The 15,071-nt window shown below is 59.9% G+C and carries 11 protein-coding genes; 5 read left to right on the top strand and 6 right to left on the bottom strand.

What is annotated here, in order from left to right; all coding sequences use genetic code 11:
• The first annotated feature begins 18 nt into the window (after positions 1-18).
• The 3 genes from H3L91_RS07135 to H3L91_RS07125 all read left to right on the top strand — a co-directional run bounded on the left by H3L91_RS07135 (position 19) and on the right by H3L91_RS07125 (position 3,024).
• Positions 19-633, top strand: coding sequence for a lytic transglycosylase domain-containing protein (locus tag H3L91_RS07135; RefSeq protein WP_007342996.1), 615 nt, complete (start codon positions 19-21; stop codon positions 631-633).
• 267 nt (positions 634-900) lie between these two features.
• Complete coding sequence (locus tag H3L91_RS07130; RefSeq protein WP_007342995.1) at positions 901-1,599, top strand: DUF4190 domain-containing protein; 699 nt, start codon at positions 901-903, stop codon at positions 1,597-1,599.
• A 444-nt stretch (positions 1,600-2,043) separates the two neighbouring features.
• Positions 2,044-3,024: a malate dehydrogenase gene (locus H3L91_RS07125; RefSeq protein ID WP_007342993.1), complete on the top strand. Its 981-nt coding sequence runs from the start codon at positions 2,044-2,046 to the stop codon at positions 3,022-3,024.
• Between the two features lie 198 nt (positions 3,025-3,222).
• Here the strand turns inward: H3L91_RS07125 and H3L91_RS07120 are convergent, their stop codons facing one another.
• Positions 3,223-3,465: a glutaredoxin family protein gene (locus tag H3L91_RS07120; RefSeq protein WP_040659530.1), complete on the bottom strand. Its 243-nt coding sequence runs from the start codon at positions 3,463-3,465 to the stop codon at positions 3,223-3,225.
• Between the two features lie 357 nt (positions 3,466-3,822).
• Between H3L91_RS07120 and H3L91_RS07115 the strand changes: the two genes are divergently transcribed.
• On the top strand, positions 3,823-4,953 hold the full coding sequence (locus H3L91_RS07115; RefSeq protein WP_040658936.1) for a M14 family metallopeptidase: 1,131 nt from the start codon (positions 3,823-3,825) through the stop codon (positions 4,951-4,953).
• Between the two features lie 95 nt (positions 4,954-5,048).
• Positions 5,049-5,918, top strand: a complete 870-nt coding sequence (locus tag H3L91_RS07110; RefSeq protein WP_007342988.1) for a DMT family transporter — start codon at positions 5,049-5,051, stop codon at positions 5,916-5,918.
• Between the two features lie 468 nt (positions 5,919-6,386).
• Here the strand turns inward: H3L91_RS07110 and rpsO are convergent, their stop codons facing one another.
• The 5 genes from rpsO to greB form a co-directional block, all read right to left on the bottom strand.
• Positions 6,387-6,653, bottom strand: a complete 267-nt coding sequence (rpsO, locus tag H3L91_RS07105) for a 30S ribosomal protein S15 (RefSeq protein ID WP_007342987.1) — start codon at positions 6,651-6,653, stop codon at positions 6,387-6,389.
• A 434-nt stretch (positions 6,654-7,087) separates the two neighbouring features.
• Positions 7,088-8,326 carry a multifunctional CCA addition/repair protein gene (locus H3L91_RS07100; protein ID WP_007342984.1) on the bottom strand — a complete coding sequence of 413 codons (1,239 nt, stop codon included), beginning with the start codon at positions 8,324-8,326 and terminating at the stop codon, positions 7,088-7,090.
• Between the two features lie 287 nt (positions 8,327-8,613).
• Positions 8,614-12,222, bottom strand: a complete 3,609-nt coding sequence (putA, locus tag H3L91_RS07095; protein WP_007342983.1) for a bifunctional proline dehydrogenase/L-glutamate gamma-semialdehyde dehydrogenase PutA — start codon at positions 12,220-12,222, stop codon at positions 8,614-8,616.
• A gap of 343 nt (positions 12,223-12,565) precedes the next feature.
• Positions 12,566-14,092: a sodium/proline symporter PutP gene (gene putP / locus H3L91_RS07090; protein ID WP_007342981.1), complete on the bottom strand. Its 1,527-nt coding sequence runs from the start codon at positions 14,090-14,092 to the stop codon at positions 12,566-12,568.
• Positions 14,093-14,503: 411 nt separating this feature from the next.
• On the bottom strand, positions 14,504-14,992 hold the full coding sequence (gene greB, locus H3L91_RS07085) for a transcription elongation factor GreB (RefSeq protein WP_040658934.1): 489 nt from the start codon (positions 14,990-14,992) through the stop codon (positions 14,504-14,506).
• Between the last annotated feature and the right edge of the window lie 79 nt (positions 14,993-15,071).

Raw genomic sequence — 15,071 nt, 5'->3', positions numbered from 1 at the left:
CGCCCTTAATATAAAAAAATGGAAAACCGATTACCCGATGCCGCCCGCCGCCGCCTTATCCTCACCGGCGGCGCACTCCTTATCGCCCCGCAAACCCTGCTGGCCGGCGCGCAGCGCGAAGAAACCCTCTCCGACGACGTGGCCTCCGTCATGCGCACCTCCGTCAACAACATCAACCCCGCCCGCCTCGTCTTCTCCAACCCGCGCGACGGCGAACGCTGGCTTGTCGACATGTCCTCCCGCCTCACCCGCTTCGTGCCCGACGAAGCCGCCCGCCGCCGCCTCTTAACCAATATCCAATACGAAACCACCCGCGCAGGCCTCGACACCCAGCTCATCCTCGGCCTGATCGAAGTGGAAAGCGCGTTCCGCCAATACGCCATCAGCAACGTCGGCGCGAAAGGACTGATGCAGGTCATGCCCTTCTGGCAACGCTACATCGGCAAGGCCGAGCACAACCTGTTCGACATCCGCACCAACCTGCGCTACGGCTGCACCATCCTGCGCCATTACAGCAACGTGGAAAACGGCAACATCACCCGCGCACTCGCCCGCTTCAACGGCAGCCTCGGCAGCAGCAAATACCCCAACGCCGTCATCGGCGCGTGGCGCAACCGCTGGCAGTGGGTTTAGGGTCTGTTGACATATAAACCAAGCGCAGAGGCCGTCTGAAAAAACATTGTGAAACAACGCAGATACAGCCCATAAGGTAGGGGGTGTGGCGCAGCCGCGCACGCGGTTTTCAGACGGCCTCAACGGCAAAGAACGCGCACCAACGCAGGGATGACGTTTCTCAAAACCGCAGAGGCCGTCTGAAAAACGGGTTTGATATTTTTTCAGACGGCCTCCGATGTGACATAACAGCAGCCTTCCAACTTCCAACCCCCTACGAGGAAAACCATGAACGATTACACCAATCCCGACCCGCAGCAGTCCGGCAACGACAACCGCTACTACCAAGCCCCGCAATGGCAGCCGCCCGCCGCCAACGGCACCAACGGCCTCGCCGTCGCCAGCCTCGTCTGCTCCATTATCGGCTGGTTTATCCCCGTCATCATCGGCCTGCTCGCCATTATTTTCGGCCACATCGCCCGAGGCCAGATCCGCCAAAGGAAACAAGGCGGAGACGGCCTCGCCATCGCCGGCCTCGTGATGGGTTACATCCAAGTCCCCATCATGGGCTTGAGCATCGCCGCCGCCATCGTCCTGCCCGCCTACCAAGACTACGTTACCCGCGCCAAACTCACCGAAGCCAATCAGGAACTCACCCGCCCGCTTGCCACGCTGGGCGGCAAACTCGCCACTGCTGCGGAAAACGGAAGCCGCTCCGAGAACGAAACGGAGGAAGAAACCGCAACGAAAACCGAAAACGACGGCTTCACCCTGCCCCCGAACAGCCGCTACTGGCAGGATGTTTACGTTGAAGACGGCATCGTTTACGCCCGCCTCAAAGCCGACCCCGCCCTCGCCGCCCCCGTGCGCGGCAAAACCGTGGTTTACACCCCGCGCATCCACGGCGGCAGTGTCTCCTGGCGTTGCGACTTCGCCGACGACACCAGCCGCAGATTCCTGCCCCGCATGTGCGCCGACATCGAATAAACCCCGCGCAGCAGGTTTTGACTGCGCCGGAACCGCGCTTTCAGACGGCCTGAATCCTGCGCGAAACCGAATGCCCCTAAACGAAACGCCGTCATTCCCGCGCAGGCGGGAATCTTTCCCGGATTCAAGCAAATAGCTTGTTTCTTCAAGAATTGTTGAATGCAACCGAGATTCCCGCCTGCGCGGGAATGACGGCATTTTTTGGTTTTCGGGCTGCCATCGGGGTTTCTTGCAAAGGTTGCAGGCCGTCTGAAAACGCAGTTTCGGCGCAGCCAAAAAGCAAAAATCGCCAAAACGTTGATTGTCAACAGACCCCAAACAACGGTTTGCCGTTTCTTTACAAACCTTGATTCAATCCCGCCCGTTCAAGTAAACTCATTCCCCGCGCAACGGCATCAAGCCCTTGCCCATCCCTAAACTAACCTACGCAAAGGAGCGTTAAATATGAAAACCCCCGTCCGTGTTGCCGTAACCGGCGCAGCCGGCCAAATCGGCTATGCCCTGCTTTTCCGCATTGCATCCGGCGAAATGCTTGGCAAAGACCAGCCCGTGATTTTGCAGCTTCTCGACCTGCCGCAGGCGCAGAACGCCGTCAAAGGCGTGATGATGGAATTGCAGGACTGCGCCTTCCCGCTCTTGGCCGGTATGTTCGCCACCGACGACCCCGAAGTTGCCTTTAAAGACGCGCAAGTCGCCATCCTTGTCGGCGCGCGCCCGCGCAGCAAAGGCATGGAACGCGCCGACCTCTTGCAGGCCAACGCGCAGATTTTCACCGTACAGGGCGCGGCCTTGAACAAAGTGGCCGACCGCAATGTGAAAGTGCTGGTCGTCGGCAATCCCGCCAACACCAACGCCTACATCGCCATGAAGTCCGCCCCCGACCTGCCCGCGAAAAACTTCACCGCCATGCTGCGCCTCGACCACAACCGTGCCGCCAGCCAGATTGCCGAAAAAACCGGCAAAGCCGTCGCCGACATCGAAAAACTGTGCGTCTGGGGCAACCACTCGCCCACCATGTATGCCGACTACCGCTTCGCCACTATCGGCGGCCGGAGCGTGAAAGAGATGATTAACGACCAGCAATGGAATGCCGAAGTGTTCCTGCCCACTGTCGGCAAACGCGGCGCGGCCATCATCGAAGCACGCGGCCTCTCCTCCGCCGCCTCCGCCGCCAATGCCGCCATCGACCACATCCGCGACTGGTGGCTGGGCACCAACGGCAGATGGGTAACCATGGGCATCCCCTCCGACGGCTCCTACGGCATCCCCGAAGGCACCGTGTTCGGCTTCCCCGTTACCTGCGAAAACGGCGAATACAAACTGGTGCGCGATTTGGAAATCGACGATTTCAGCCGCGAGCGCATCAACGCCACTTTGAAAGAGCTGGAAGACGAAAAAGCCGGCGTGGCCGACCTGCTGAAATAAATCGCCGCACAAAGAAAAACTGCCGGACACGCCGTCCGGCAGTTTTTTATTGCGGATACAGAACAAAGCATCCATCGTAGGCAGGGCTTCAGCCCGGCAAAATACCGTAAAAAGAGGGCGTTAGCCAGTCTTGGTTTTCAGACGGCCTCAAACCGCATGTACCGACTCGGGCGGAACGCCCTACCCTGCCCCGCCTTTTCAGACGGCCTCTCCCGCCAAATACGCCCGCAGCCGCGCCTCGTCCAAATGCCAGTGGCAGATTTCCGTCTCACCGTGCAGCAGCACCGGCACAAGCTCGTTGTAACGCGCCTCCAAATCCGCATCGTCGTCCACATCGAAAATTTCCAATTCAAAGCCGAACGCCTCCTGCAAAGGCCGCAGCGCGTCGCGCATGGCGTGGCACAGGCTGCAATATTCGCGGAACATCAGGGTCAGTTTCATCATGTGTTTCCTGTTTTCAGACGGCCTCGGATTATACAGGCCGTCTGAAAATGCAGCGGATACAGAATGGACAAAGGCCGTCTGAAAACGCAGTTTTCAGACGGCCTCCGGGGTGTGTTGACATTCAGTTTGCAAGCGGTTTTTTGAGTAAAAAATGCCCGAATGCAAGGAAAAAAGCGCAGCAAGGTTGGACACCTTGCGCGCATTTTTGACGCGGCAGGCGGGTGTTTTTTGCCAAAAACACCGCCGCAAAGCTGATTGTCAACAGACCCTGCGCCCCGCAGCGGCGCGATATGGCGGCGCGGCGCGGGAAAAACTATAATGCCGCCTTTTCCCAACCGCCCCTTGCGCATTCCTATGCTGAAAATCTCTACCCAATTCGATGCCGGCTCAATCGTCGTGCACGACCTGTCCGACCCGCAAAACATCCGCCTCGCCCTGCGCCCCGACAACGCCGCCGGTTTTGCCCAATGGTTTTACTTCCGCCTGCAAGGCGCGGCCTACCAAAACTGCGTCATGCGCTTTGAAAACGCCGCCGTCGCTGCCTACCCCGCAGGCTGGGAAGGCTATCAGGCGCGCGCCTCCTACGACCGGCAAAACTGGTTCTGCGTGCCCACCCGCTACGAAAACGGCGTGCTCGTCATCGACCACACCCCGCTGGCCAACAGCGTCTATTACGCCTATTTCGAGCCTTATTCCAGCGAACAGCATCTGAACCTGCTGGGCGAGGCGCAAGGCAGCGGCCTGTGCCAGATTGACGACTTGGGCAGCACGGTAGAGGGGCGCGACATCAACCTGCTCACAATCGGCAACCAGGTCGAAAGCGATTTGAAAATCTGGGTCATCGCCCGCCAGCACCCCGGCGAAACCATGGCCGAATGGTTTGCCGAAGGGCTGCTCGGCCGCCTGCTCGACCCGCAGGATCCCACCGCCCGCGCCCTGCTCGATTGCGCCACCTTCTACATCGTGCCCAATATGAACCCCGACGGCTCGGCACTGGGCAACCTGCGCACCAACGCCGCCGGCGCGAACCTCAACCGCGAATGGCAGAGCCCGAGCGAAAAACGCAGCCCCGAAGTGTTCCATGTGCGCCGCAAAATGGAGGAAACCGGCGTGGATCTGTTCCTAGACATCCACGGCGACGAAGCCCTGCCCTACATCTTCCTCTCCGGCGCGGAAGGCGTGCCGGGCTACAACGAGAAAACCGCCGCGCTGGCCGCGCGTTTCAAAGCCGCCTTCGCCGCCGCCAGCCCCGATTTCCAAGACGAATACGGCTACCCGCAGGACGCGCCCGGCCAGGCCGATTTGGGCTGGGCAACCAAATGGGTCGGCCACCGCTTCGGCTGCCTCGCCTACACACTGGAAATGCCGTTCAAAGACAACGACAACCTGCCCGACGACGATTTCGGCTGGAACGGCCAGCGTTCCCTGCGCCTGGGCGAAGCGGCCTTGTCGGCCATACTGAACGTATTGCCCGATTTGCGTTAAAACGGTTTTTCAGACGGCCTCAAATCATTTTTGAGGCCGTCTGAAAACGCAGCTTCGGCGCAGCCGAAACCTTTGCCCCACCATCGGGAAACACCATGCACTACCTCATCATCAGCATCTGTTGCAGCGTTGCCGTATCGGTTTTGCTGAAAATGGCGCGCAAACAGAAAATCGACCTCGGCCAGGCCGTGGCCGTCAACTACATCGCCGCCGTCGGCCTCACCGTCGCCGTGCTGCAACCCGACCTCGCCGCATGGCGGCACTACCTGCCGACCTGGTGGCTGTTCGCCGTGCTCGGCGTGCTGCTGCCTGCCGTGTTTATCGTAATGGGGCGGGCGGTGGACGCTGCGGGCATCGTCAAATCCGACGCGGCGCAGCGGCTGTCGCTGTTTCTGCCCGTGCTCGCCTCCTTCACCCTGTTCGGCGAACCGCTGACACAGGGGCGGCTCATCGGCCTGGTGCTCGCCTTCACCGCCCTCGCCTGCCTGCTGTACAAGCACGAGGGCGGCAAAAAAGGCGGCCTGCAAAGCGTATGGCTGTTGCTGGCCGTGTGGGTGGGCTACGGCCTGATCGACATCCTGTTCAAACAGCTCGCCAAAAGCGGCACCGCCTTTTCCGGCAACCTGCTCGTCGCCTTCGCGTTGGCGGCCGTATTGATGTTCGGCATGCTGTTTTACCGTGGCACGAAATGGACGGTGCAGGGCATCACCGGCGGCCTTTTGCTCGGCTGCCTCAATTTCGGCAACATCCTCTCCTACATCCGTGCCCATCAGGCCATGGCCGACAGCCCGACGCTGGTGTTTGCCGGTATGAACATCGGCGTCATCGTCTGCGGCACGCTCACCGGCGCACTGCTGTTCAAAGAAAAAATCTCCGCCGTCAACGCCGCCGGCATCGCCCTGGCACTCTGCGCCGTCGCCTGCCTGTTCTACTGGCCACAGCTGGCCGCCCTGCTGGGCGTGTAATTACCGGCAAACAACAAACAGGCCATCTGAAAACTGAGTTTTCAGACGGCCTGAAACTTTTACAAAACCCCAGCCAGCTCCTTTTTAATTTTTTATAAAACTACCCATCGTAGGCCGGGCTTCACAACCGAGCCGCGCGACGCAGGCCGCTGCAAAGTTGCAACCTGTTTGCACCAAACAGTCAAAAAAAAGCGGTGTGGCCGACAAGCCACACCCAAACACACACACATCAAGAGGAAAGGAAAGAAAGATCCAACGGTTGAATACCCAAATCTGACAATACCGGCGGTGCCGTTTATGTCGTTCCCGTCAGATGAATGTAATTATATGCAGTTTCACATATTCGGTTTTGATACAGGTCAAGATTCCCCCTATTGGCGCAAACAAAGGGTTTGCGGCGCGGCCGAAGATAAGCAAAGGCCGTCTGAAAACACATTTTCAGACGGCCTTTTCACTTTCAAGCGCAGATTATTTGCGCAGACCCAAGCGGGTAATCAGCTCGCGGTAGGTTTCGGGCTTGGTGCGGCGCAGGTAGGCCAAGAGACGGCGGCGTGCGCTGACCATTTTCAACAGGCCGCGGCGGCTGTGGTGGTCTTTCGGGTTGGCTTTGAAATGCGGGGTGAGGTCGTTGATGCGGAAGGTCAGCAGGGCGACCTGCACTTCGGACGAACCGGTATCGCCTTCTTTACGTTGGAAATCTTTGACGATTTGCGCTTTTTGTTCTACGGATAACATGTGGAAAACTCCAAAAAATAAAGCCTTGCGGCAGACAAGTCCGAACAGCCGGAACCGGACGGACTCCGAAAACCGCCCTGTTTCGGGCGACGCGCGGATTATACTGCAAGTACCTGTCGGCCGCACGTTTTTTCGTTACAAAGCAAAACATAAAAATACGGAACACACCGTTTCAGACGGCCTGCTGTTTTTTGCCATCAAGACATAAAAACCGCGTGCGTCGCCTCGGGGCGACACACCCTACCTGTTGGGCAAACAACAGGTCGGGTATCCTCGTGTCGCTTCACTATTTAATTTTTATCTCAAACAATACTTAGCAGCAAAAGCGCGGCGAACAGGAGGAAGGAGGCGGTTGCGGTCATATGGTCTGCTTTGGGCGTTTGAGGCCGTCTGAAAATACGCTTTGCGGTTTCGGCTGCGGCCAAGCCGCGTTTTCAGACGGCCTGTTTGCGGTAGGGCTCGTGTATCAGGTCGATTTTTTCCAAACGGGCGAGGTGGATGGCTTCGGGTATCCAGCCGGGTTTGCATTTGTGTTTGCGCTCGGAGATAACGGCGGCGGCATCCACGCTGTCGGCGGCTTCGAGCAGGGCGAGCCAGTGGGCGGACTGGGGGTAGGCTTCGTTTTCTTTGCCCTGCCTGCCTTGGGTGTCGGCCAGGCAGACGTTGAGCATCATGCGGAAGCGTTCGGGGCGGCGGAAGGCGTCGGTGCGCTGCAAAACGTTGAGGACGGTTTTGCCGCGCAGGGTTTTGACGCTGTGCAGCATGATGTGCCAGCGGCAGACGGATTCGGCCAGTTCGGCACAGGCTTTGGGGACGCGCAGGCGGGTGTTGACGGCTTGGACGGGTTCGACGCCGGCGAGGTCGTGGCCGTGGTGGCGCGGCAGGATTTCGGCGGGAGTGCGGGCTTTGCCTAGGTCGTGCAGCAGGGCGGCGTAGCGTTCGGGCAGGGTGAGGCCGAGGGCGGCGGCGCGGCGCAGGGTGAGCAGGGTGTGGATGCCGCTGTCGATTTCGGGGTGGTAGTCGGCGCGCTGCGGCACGCCGAAGAGTGCGTCCACTTCGGGCAGGGCGACTTTGAGCGCGCCGCATTCGCGCAGCACTTCGATCATGCGTTCGGGATGATCTTCCATCAGTCCTCGGGCAAGCTCTTTCCAAACGCGTTCGGGCACAAGGGCGCGGGCTTCGCCGCTTTCTACCATGCCGCGCATCAGACTCATGGTTTCGGGGGCGACGGCGAATCCGTAGCGGGCGGCGAAGCGGGCGGTGCGCAGGATGCGGACGGGGTCTTCGGCGAAGGCGGGGGAAACGTGGCGCAGGATTTTGCCGCGCAGGTCGGCCTGTCCGCCGAAGGGGTCGATGATGCGGCCGTCTGCATCCTGCGCCATGGCGTTGATGGTGAGGTCGCGGCGTATCAGGTCTTGTTCGAGGGTTACGTCGGGGGCGGCGTAGCAGGAGAAGCCGCTGTATCCTTTGCCGGTTTTGCGCTCGGTGCGGGCGAGGGCGAATTCTTCGCGGGTGAGCGGGTGGAGGAAGACGGGGAAGTCGCGGCCGACGGGTTTGTAGCCTTGGCTGAGCAGTGTGCGGGCATCGCTGCCGACCACCACCCAGTCGCGGTCTTTCACTTCGAGGCCGAGCAGTGCGTCGCGCACCGCGCCGCCGACGAGATAGGTTTCCATGTTTTGCCTTTTATTTTATCAGATAAGAATGGTGTCGATTATACTGAAAGGCCGTCTGAAAGTTTGAATGTTTTTCAGACGGCCTCTGCTACTTGTGCCTGATGGTGGCTCGGTTTGCTATATAGCGGATGCAGGCCGGGCTTCAGCCCGGCAAAATAACGGGGAAAAAATATCGGGGAAATAGCAAGTCAGCCGGGCTTAACCCGGCCTGCATTAAATGCTGCTATACGTTTAAAGGCCGTCTGAAAAGTTTTCAGACGGCCTTTTTGCTGCAAATTCAGGCTACATCAGTCGTCGCCCATGGCCATCAGGCTGGCGTTGCCGCCTGCGGCGGTGGTGTTGATGCTGCACGAGATTTCCTCGAACACTTGCAGAACGTCCAAGCCGTGTTCGGAGGGCAGGATGCGGACGAGCGCGCCGCTGCCGGCGGCCAGTTTCTGCTTGCGTTCGCTGCCCAGCGCATCGAGCGCGGCAACGTGGACGGCACCGCTGGTTTCGGGCTGGCTGCTGACGAGGAGCAGTTCGCCCAATGCGTCGGCGTGCGCGGCAAGCGGGTGGCCGGTTTCAACGACGGTTTGGATGCCGGAGGCGGCCAGCTGGGCCAGCGCGGCAAAACTGCGGGCGAGGTCGCCGCCGTGCACCCAGACGCGTTTGGGGGCGCGCCATACGGCGGCGTTGGTTTCGCCGGTTGGGCCGGTGAGCAGGGCTTCGGCCAGACGCAGGGTGCGGAAGCGTGCCTGGCCGAGTGCGGCGGCGGCGGCAAGTTTCTGCTCCTGGGTCAGCGGCAGGCCGTGCAGCAGGGTTTCCAGTTTTTTCAGCGCGGCTTCGTCGGCCCGGCCGGGTTGGGTGAGTTCGGGCTGTACCCAGTTGGCAAGGCGGCTGAGGCGTTGCAGGTAGAAGGGGCCGCCTGCTTTGGGGCCGGTGCCGGAGAGGCCGTGGCCGCCGAAGGGCTGTACACCGACCACTGCGCCGACGATGTTGCGGTTGACATAGACGTTGCCCGCTTCGATGCGGCTGCGGATGTGTTCCACGGTGCTGTCGATGCGGCTGTGGATGCCGTGGGTGAGCGCGTAGCCTTTGCTGTTGATTTGGTCGAGCAGGCTGTCAAGCTCGCCGACGCGGTAGCGGACGACGTGCAGCACGGGGCCGAACACTTCGCGTTGCAATTCGCCCAAGTCGTTCAGTTCAAACAGAATCGGGCAGACGAAGGTGGCATTTTCTGGGTTGACGTCGGGCGCGGTTTTGACTTCGTGGTAGGACTTGGCCGAGCCTTTCATTTTGTTGATGTGGGCGAGCAGGTTCTGCTGCGCTTCGGCATCGATGACGGGGCCGACGTCGGTGTTGAGGTGCTTGGGATTGCCGACAACCAGTTCGTCCATCGCGCCTTTGATCATGGTGATCATGTGGTCGGCCACGTCTTCCTGTACGCAGAGGATGCGCAGGGCGGAGCAGCGTTGTCCCGCGCTGTCGAAGGCGGAGTTGATGACGTCGGCGCACACCTGCTCGGGCAGGGCGGTGGAGTCCACAATCATGGCGTTCTGTCCGCCGGTTTCGGCAATCAGCACGGTGTTGTCGCTGCGTTTGGCCAGGGTTTGGTTGATGAGGCGGGCGACTTCGGTGGAGCCGGTAAAAATCACGCCGCCGATACGTTCGTCCTGCGTGAGCGCCGCGCCGACTTCGCCTGCGCCGAGCACCAGTTGCAGGGCTTGGGCGGGGATGCCGGCCTCGTGCATCAGTTTGACGGCGTAGTGGGCGATGAGGTTGGTCTGCTCGGCGGGTTTGGCGACGACGGTGTTGCCTGCGGCCAGCGCGGCGACGACTTCGCCGGTGAAGATGGCCAGCGGGAAGTTCCACGGGCTGATGGCGACAATGGTGCCGACGGCAGGGGTGTCTTTGATGACTTCTTCGGCCTGGTCGGCGTAGTAGCGGCAGAAATCAACGGCTTCGCGCACTTCGGCGATGGCGTTGTTCAGGGTTTTGCCGGCTTCGCGCACGGCAAGCATCATCAGCGCGGGGGTGTGCTGTTCGAGCAGGTCGGCGAAGCGGCGCAGGGCAGCGGCGCGTTCGGTGGCGGGGGTGCTGCCCCAGGTTTTCTGCGCGGCCACGGCGGCAGCGACGGCTTCTTTGGCGGTGTCGGCATCGGCGAAGCTGACTGTGCCGACGATGTCGCTGTGGTCGGCGGGGTTTTTCACTTCGCTTTCGGGCTGCGCGGCGCGGGCTTTGCCGTTGATGATGGAGGCCGCCTGAAACTTCCCGGCGGCGGCGGCGTTCATGTCGGCCTGCAACTGCTGCAAGACGTTTTCATTGCTCAAATCCACGCCGCGCGAATTCAGACGGCCTTCGCCGTAAAGGTTGCGCGGCAGCGGCAGCGCGGGGTGCAGGTGGATGCCTTCTTGCGCGATGGTTTCAAACGGGCTTTGGATAAGCTGGTCGATGCTGATGTTTTCGTCGACGATTTGGTTGACGAAGGAGGTGTTCGCGCCGTTTTCCAGCAGGCGGCGCACCAGATAGGCCAAGAGAGTTTCGTGTGTGCCGACGGGGGCGTACACGCGCACGCGGCGGCCGAGGTTCTGCGGGCCGACAACCTGGTCGTACAGGGTTTCGCCCATGCCGTGCAGGCATTGGTGCTCGAAATCCTTGCCTTTGCCCATTTGGTAGATGGCGGCCAGCGTGTAGGCGTTGTGGGTGGCGAACTGGGGGAATATGGCGTCTTGCGCGTCCAGCAGTTTGCGGGCGCAGGCCAGATAGGAAATGTCGGTGTGGACTTTGCGGGTGTAGAGCGGGTAGCCGTCCATGCCGTCCACCTGCGCCCATTTGATTTCGCTGTCCCAGTACGCGCCTTTGACCAGGCGAACCATCAGTTTCTGGTTGTTGCGGCGGGCAAGGTCGATCAGGTAGTCGATAACGAAGGGGCAGCGTTTCTGATACGCCTGCACCACGAAACCAATGCCGTTGTAGCCGGCCAGATCGGGATCGGACACCAAGCCTTCCATCAGGTCGAGGGAGAGTTCGAGGCGGTTGGCTTCTTCCGCGTCGATGTTGATACCGATATTGTATTGTTTGCCAAGGAGATACAGCTCTTTCAGGCGCGGCAGCAGCTCTTTCATTACGCGGTCGTGCTGGGCGCGGGAATAGCGCGGGTGGATGGCGGAGAGTTTGACGGAAATGCCGTTGCCTTCATATACGCCCTGCCCTGCCGCGTCTTTGCCGATGGCGTGGATGGCGTCCACATAGTCTTTGAAATAACGGTCGGCGTCGGCTTCGGTCATCGCGGCTTCGCCGAGCATGTCGAAGGAATAGCGGTAGCCCATTTTTTCGCGCTCTTTGCCGTTTTGCAGGGCTTCTTCGATGGTTTGGCCGGTTACGAACTGTTTGCCCAGCATGCGCATGGCGTAGTCCATGCCTTTGCGGATCATCGGTTCGCCGCCTTTGCCCAAGAGGCGGGTAAGCGCGGAGCCGAGGGAGTCATCGCTGGTGGGAGTGGTGAGTTTGCCGGTAATCAGCAGACCCCATGCGGCGGCGTTGACGAACATGGACGGGCTGTTGCCCAAGTGGCTTTTCCAGTTGCCTTCGGAGAGTTTGTCCTGAATCAGTTTGTTGCGGGTTTCTTTGTCGGGGATGCGCAGCAGGGCTTCGGCCAGGCACATCAGGGCGACACCCTCTTCGCTGGACAGGGAAAATTCGTGCATCAGCGCGTCCACGCCGCTGGCTTTGGTGCGGTTGGCGCGAACCTGGGTTACGAGGCGGCGGGCGAGTTCGTCGGCGTTTTTGCGTTCTTCGTCGCTCATTTGCGCGCGTTGCAGCATGTCGTTTACCGCTTCGATTTCGTCGCGGCGGTAGGCATCGGTTACGGCTTGGCGCAGAGGGGTTTGTGTCGGAAAGGCAAAATCGAACATTTTTCGGGTTCTCCAGAGGTTTCGGTAGTGTTTTCAGACGGCCTCAAAGGCCGTCCGAAGGGTTTGAAATACTTCTTTTCATGAGGCGCGGCATCAGGCTGCGTATGCCATGTGCCGCGCATTTTATCGTAACCAATCGCGCCTGCGGAAACAAGCGGATTGCGGGGCGGGTTTGCACAGGGTCAAATATTTTCCGGCGGCGGCCTGCAAAGCATAAAGGCCGTCTGAAAACATCCTCCCGCCGTTTCTGCGCGGCTCGGTTTTCCGGCCGCCGAACCGGTTTTCAGACGGCCTCAAACGGATTTTCAGGCTGCCCCGTGCGGTGGGACAGCCTGAACGTTTTTTATTTCGCCGCGCGGTAGTCGGCATCGGCTTTGGCGAAGCGTTCCTGCACTTCTTGCGACGGTTTTTTGTTGGCCAGCGACACAATCACGGCCACCAGTGCGCAGGCGATAAAGCCGGGGACGATTTCATACACGGTTGTCCAACCGTTTTGTCCGGCGGCCAGCGCGGGTTTTTTCACGAATTCCGCCCACAGCACCACGGTCAGCGCACCGGCCACCATGCCGGAGAGCGCACCGTAGGCGGTAATGCGTTTCCACAGCACCGACAGAATCACAATCGGACCGAAAGCCGCGCCGAAGCCCGCCCAAGCGTAGGCTACCAGCCCCAGCACTTTGCTGTTCGGATCGGCGGCAATCAGAATCGACACCACGGCAATCGCCAGCACCATTACACGGCCAACCCACACCAGCTCTTTCTGCGGCGCGTTTTTGCGCAGGAAGCCTTTGTAGAAGTCTTCGGTAATCGCGCTGGAACACACCAAAAGCTGGCAGGACAGGGTGGACATCACCGCCGCCAGAATCGCGCTCAAAATCACGCCGGCGATCCACGGGTTGAACAGCAGGGTGGACAGGGCAATGAACACGCGCTCGTGGTTGCCCTTCATGGCGGCAACCTGCTCGGGGTGCGCACCGAAATAGGGGATGCCGAAATAGCCCACGGCCACCGCGCCGCCCAGGCACAGAATCATCCACGTCATGCCGATGCGGCGGGCGGAAACCAGCGATTTTGCGCTTTCGGCTGCCATAAAGCGCGCCAGAATGTGCGGTTGGCCGAAGTAGCCCAAGCCCCATGCGGCGGTGGAAACAATGCCGACAAAAGTCGTGCCTGCCAGCAGGCTGTCGTATTGTTTGCCGGTTTCGGCGGCCACGCTCTGCATGGCGGCGGCCATCTGCTCCGCGCCGCCCAAGCCCAGATACACCATCACCGGGGTCAGAATCAGCGCGAAAATCATCAGCGAGGCTTGCAGGGTGTCCGTCCAGCTCACCGCCAAAAAGCCGCCCAAGAAGGTGTAGATGATGGTTGCGCCCGCACCCAGCCACATCGCCTGGTTGTAAGTCATGCCCTCAAACAGGCTTTGGAACAGCGTGGCACCGGCCACAATGCCCGAAGCGCAGTAAATGGTGAAGAAAAACAGAATAATAATCGCGGAAACCACCTTCATCAGATGGCCGCCGGCGCCGAAGCGGTGAAAAAAGTAATCCGGCAGCGTCAGCGCGTTGTTGGCGTATTCGGTGTGCACGCGCAGGCGTCCGGCCACCAGCAGCCAGTTGAAATACGCGCCGACGGTCAGGCCGATGGCAATCCATGCTTCGCTCAAACCGCTCAGATACACCGCGCCGGGCAGCCCCATCAGGAGCCAGCCGGACATATCGGACGCACCGGCCGACATGGCGGTAACGAAGGGGCCGAGGCTGCGGCCGCCGAGGATATAGTCGTCGAAATTACGGGTGGAAAAATAAGCCGCGAGGCCGATGAGGAGAACCGCGATCAGATAGATCGCGAAGGTAACATACATAGGATTCATGGGATTTCTGCTCTTTCAGATGTTTTTCTTGTAAAAACCTCAAGCGGCGCACGGACGGGAAGACTGTAATCCGTTGTAGCCGCCTGTTACGGCAGCTTTATACTTGACTCCGCTATTTTCTGTCAATATTTGCAAAGTAAACTTTATTTGCGCTAAATCAGGCCGTCTGAAAGCAGGGGTAAGACCCTTCCCTGCCGCAGATGCAGGCCGTCTGAAAAAATCTGCCGGTTTACTGGCATAACTGATGGAACAGGCTGTTTCAGGCGGCTTTTAAACCGTTTTTTTTTTCAAATCAGAGGCCGTCTGAAAATATGATTCTGAAACAAGAAGCAAGTGATAGAGAGAAATGATGGAAGGCCGTCTGAAAAACCATTGCAGCAGGTAAGCCTGTCTTCAGACGGCCTGATAGGATTAAGCGATACGGATGTAAGCCACTTCGAGTATTTCGATGTCTTCGCGGCCTTCGGGGGTGCGCAGCACGACGGCGTCGCCCTCGCGCGCTTTAATCAGGCAGCGTGCCAGCGGCGAAATCCACGAGATTTTGTTTCGCGCCGCGTCGGTTTCGTCGATGCCTACGATGCTCACCACCTGCTCGCTGCCGTTGCCGCGCAGCAGGGTTACGGTTGCGCCGAAAAATACCTGGTCGGTGGCTTCGCGCGTTTCGGGGTCGATGACCTGCGCCGCTTCGAGGCGTTTGGTTAGAAAACGGATGCGGCGGTCGATTTCGCGCATCCGGCGTTTGCCGTAGAGATAGTCGCCGTTTTCGCTGCGGTCGCCGTTGGAGGCCGCCCAGTTCACGACCTGCACGATCTCGGGGCGTTCCTTGTTTACCAGGCTGTACAGCTCGTCTTTCAAAGCCTGCCAGCCTGCGGGGGTGATGTAGTTGGGCGTGTTGTTCATGAATGAGGCCGTCTGAAAAAAGGCGGATTCTAACAAAATCCCGCCGCCGCGCCCGCCGTCCGCCTGTCCGCCGCCCTGC

This window comes from Neisseria bacilliformis (assembly GCF_014055025.1).
GTDB lineage: Bacteria > Pseudomonadota > Gammaproteobacteria > Burkholderiales > Neisseriaceae > Neisseria > Neisseria bacilliformis.
The sequence above is the reverse complement of the archived record's forward strand: the minus strand, read 5'-3'. Positions and strand labels throughout refer to the sequence as shown.

What these genes read in the sequence shown, in the direction of transcription:
- H3L91_RS07135 (WP_007342996.1), top strand. Translation starts at nt 19, where the DNA reads ATGGAAAACCGATTACCCGATGCCGCCCGCCGCCGCCTTATCCTCACC.
- greB (WP_040658934.1), bottom strand. Translation starts at nt 14,992, where the DNA reads ATGAACAACACGCCCAACTACATCACCCCCGCAGGCTGGCAGGCTTTG.
- H3L91_RS07120 (WP_040659530.1), bottom strand. Translation starts at nt 3,465, where the DNA reads ATGAAACTGACCCTGATGTTCCGCGAATATTGCAGCCTGTGCCACGCC.
- H3L91_RS07100 (WP_007342984.1), bottom strand. Translation starts at nt 8,326, where the DNA reads ATGGAAACCTATCTCGTCGGCGGCGCGGTGCGCGACGCACTGCTCGGC.
- rpsO (WP_007342987.1), bottom strand. Translation starts at nt 6,653, where the DNA reads ATGTTATCCGTAGAACAAAAAGCGCAAATCGTCAAAGATTTCCAACGT.
- H3L91_RS07125 (WP_007342993.1), top strand. Translation starts at nt 2,044, where the DNA reads ATGAAAACCCCCGTCCGTGTTGCCGTAACCGGCGCAGCCGGCCAAATC.
- H3L91_RS07130 (WP_007342995.1), top strand. Translation starts at nt 901, where the DNA reads ATGAACGATTACACCAATCCCGACCCGCAGCAGTCCGGCAACGACAAC.
- H3L91_RS07115 (WP_040658936.1), top strand. Translation starts at nt 3,823, where the DNA reads ATGCTGAAAATCTCTACCCAATTCGATGCCGGCTCAATCGTCGTGCAC.
- putP (WP_007342981.1), bottom strand. Translation starts at nt 14,092, where the DNA reads ATGAATCCTATGTATGTTACCTTCGCGATCTATCTGATCGCGGTTCTC.
- putA (WP_007342983.1), bottom strand. Translation starts at nt 12,222, where the DNA reads ATGTTCGATTTTGCCTTTCCGACACAAACCCCTCTGCGCCAAGCCGTA.
- H3L91_RS07110 (WP_007342988.1), top strand. Translation starts at nt 5,049, where the DNA reads ATGCACTACCTCATCATCAGCATCTGTTGCAGCGTTGCCGTATCGGTT.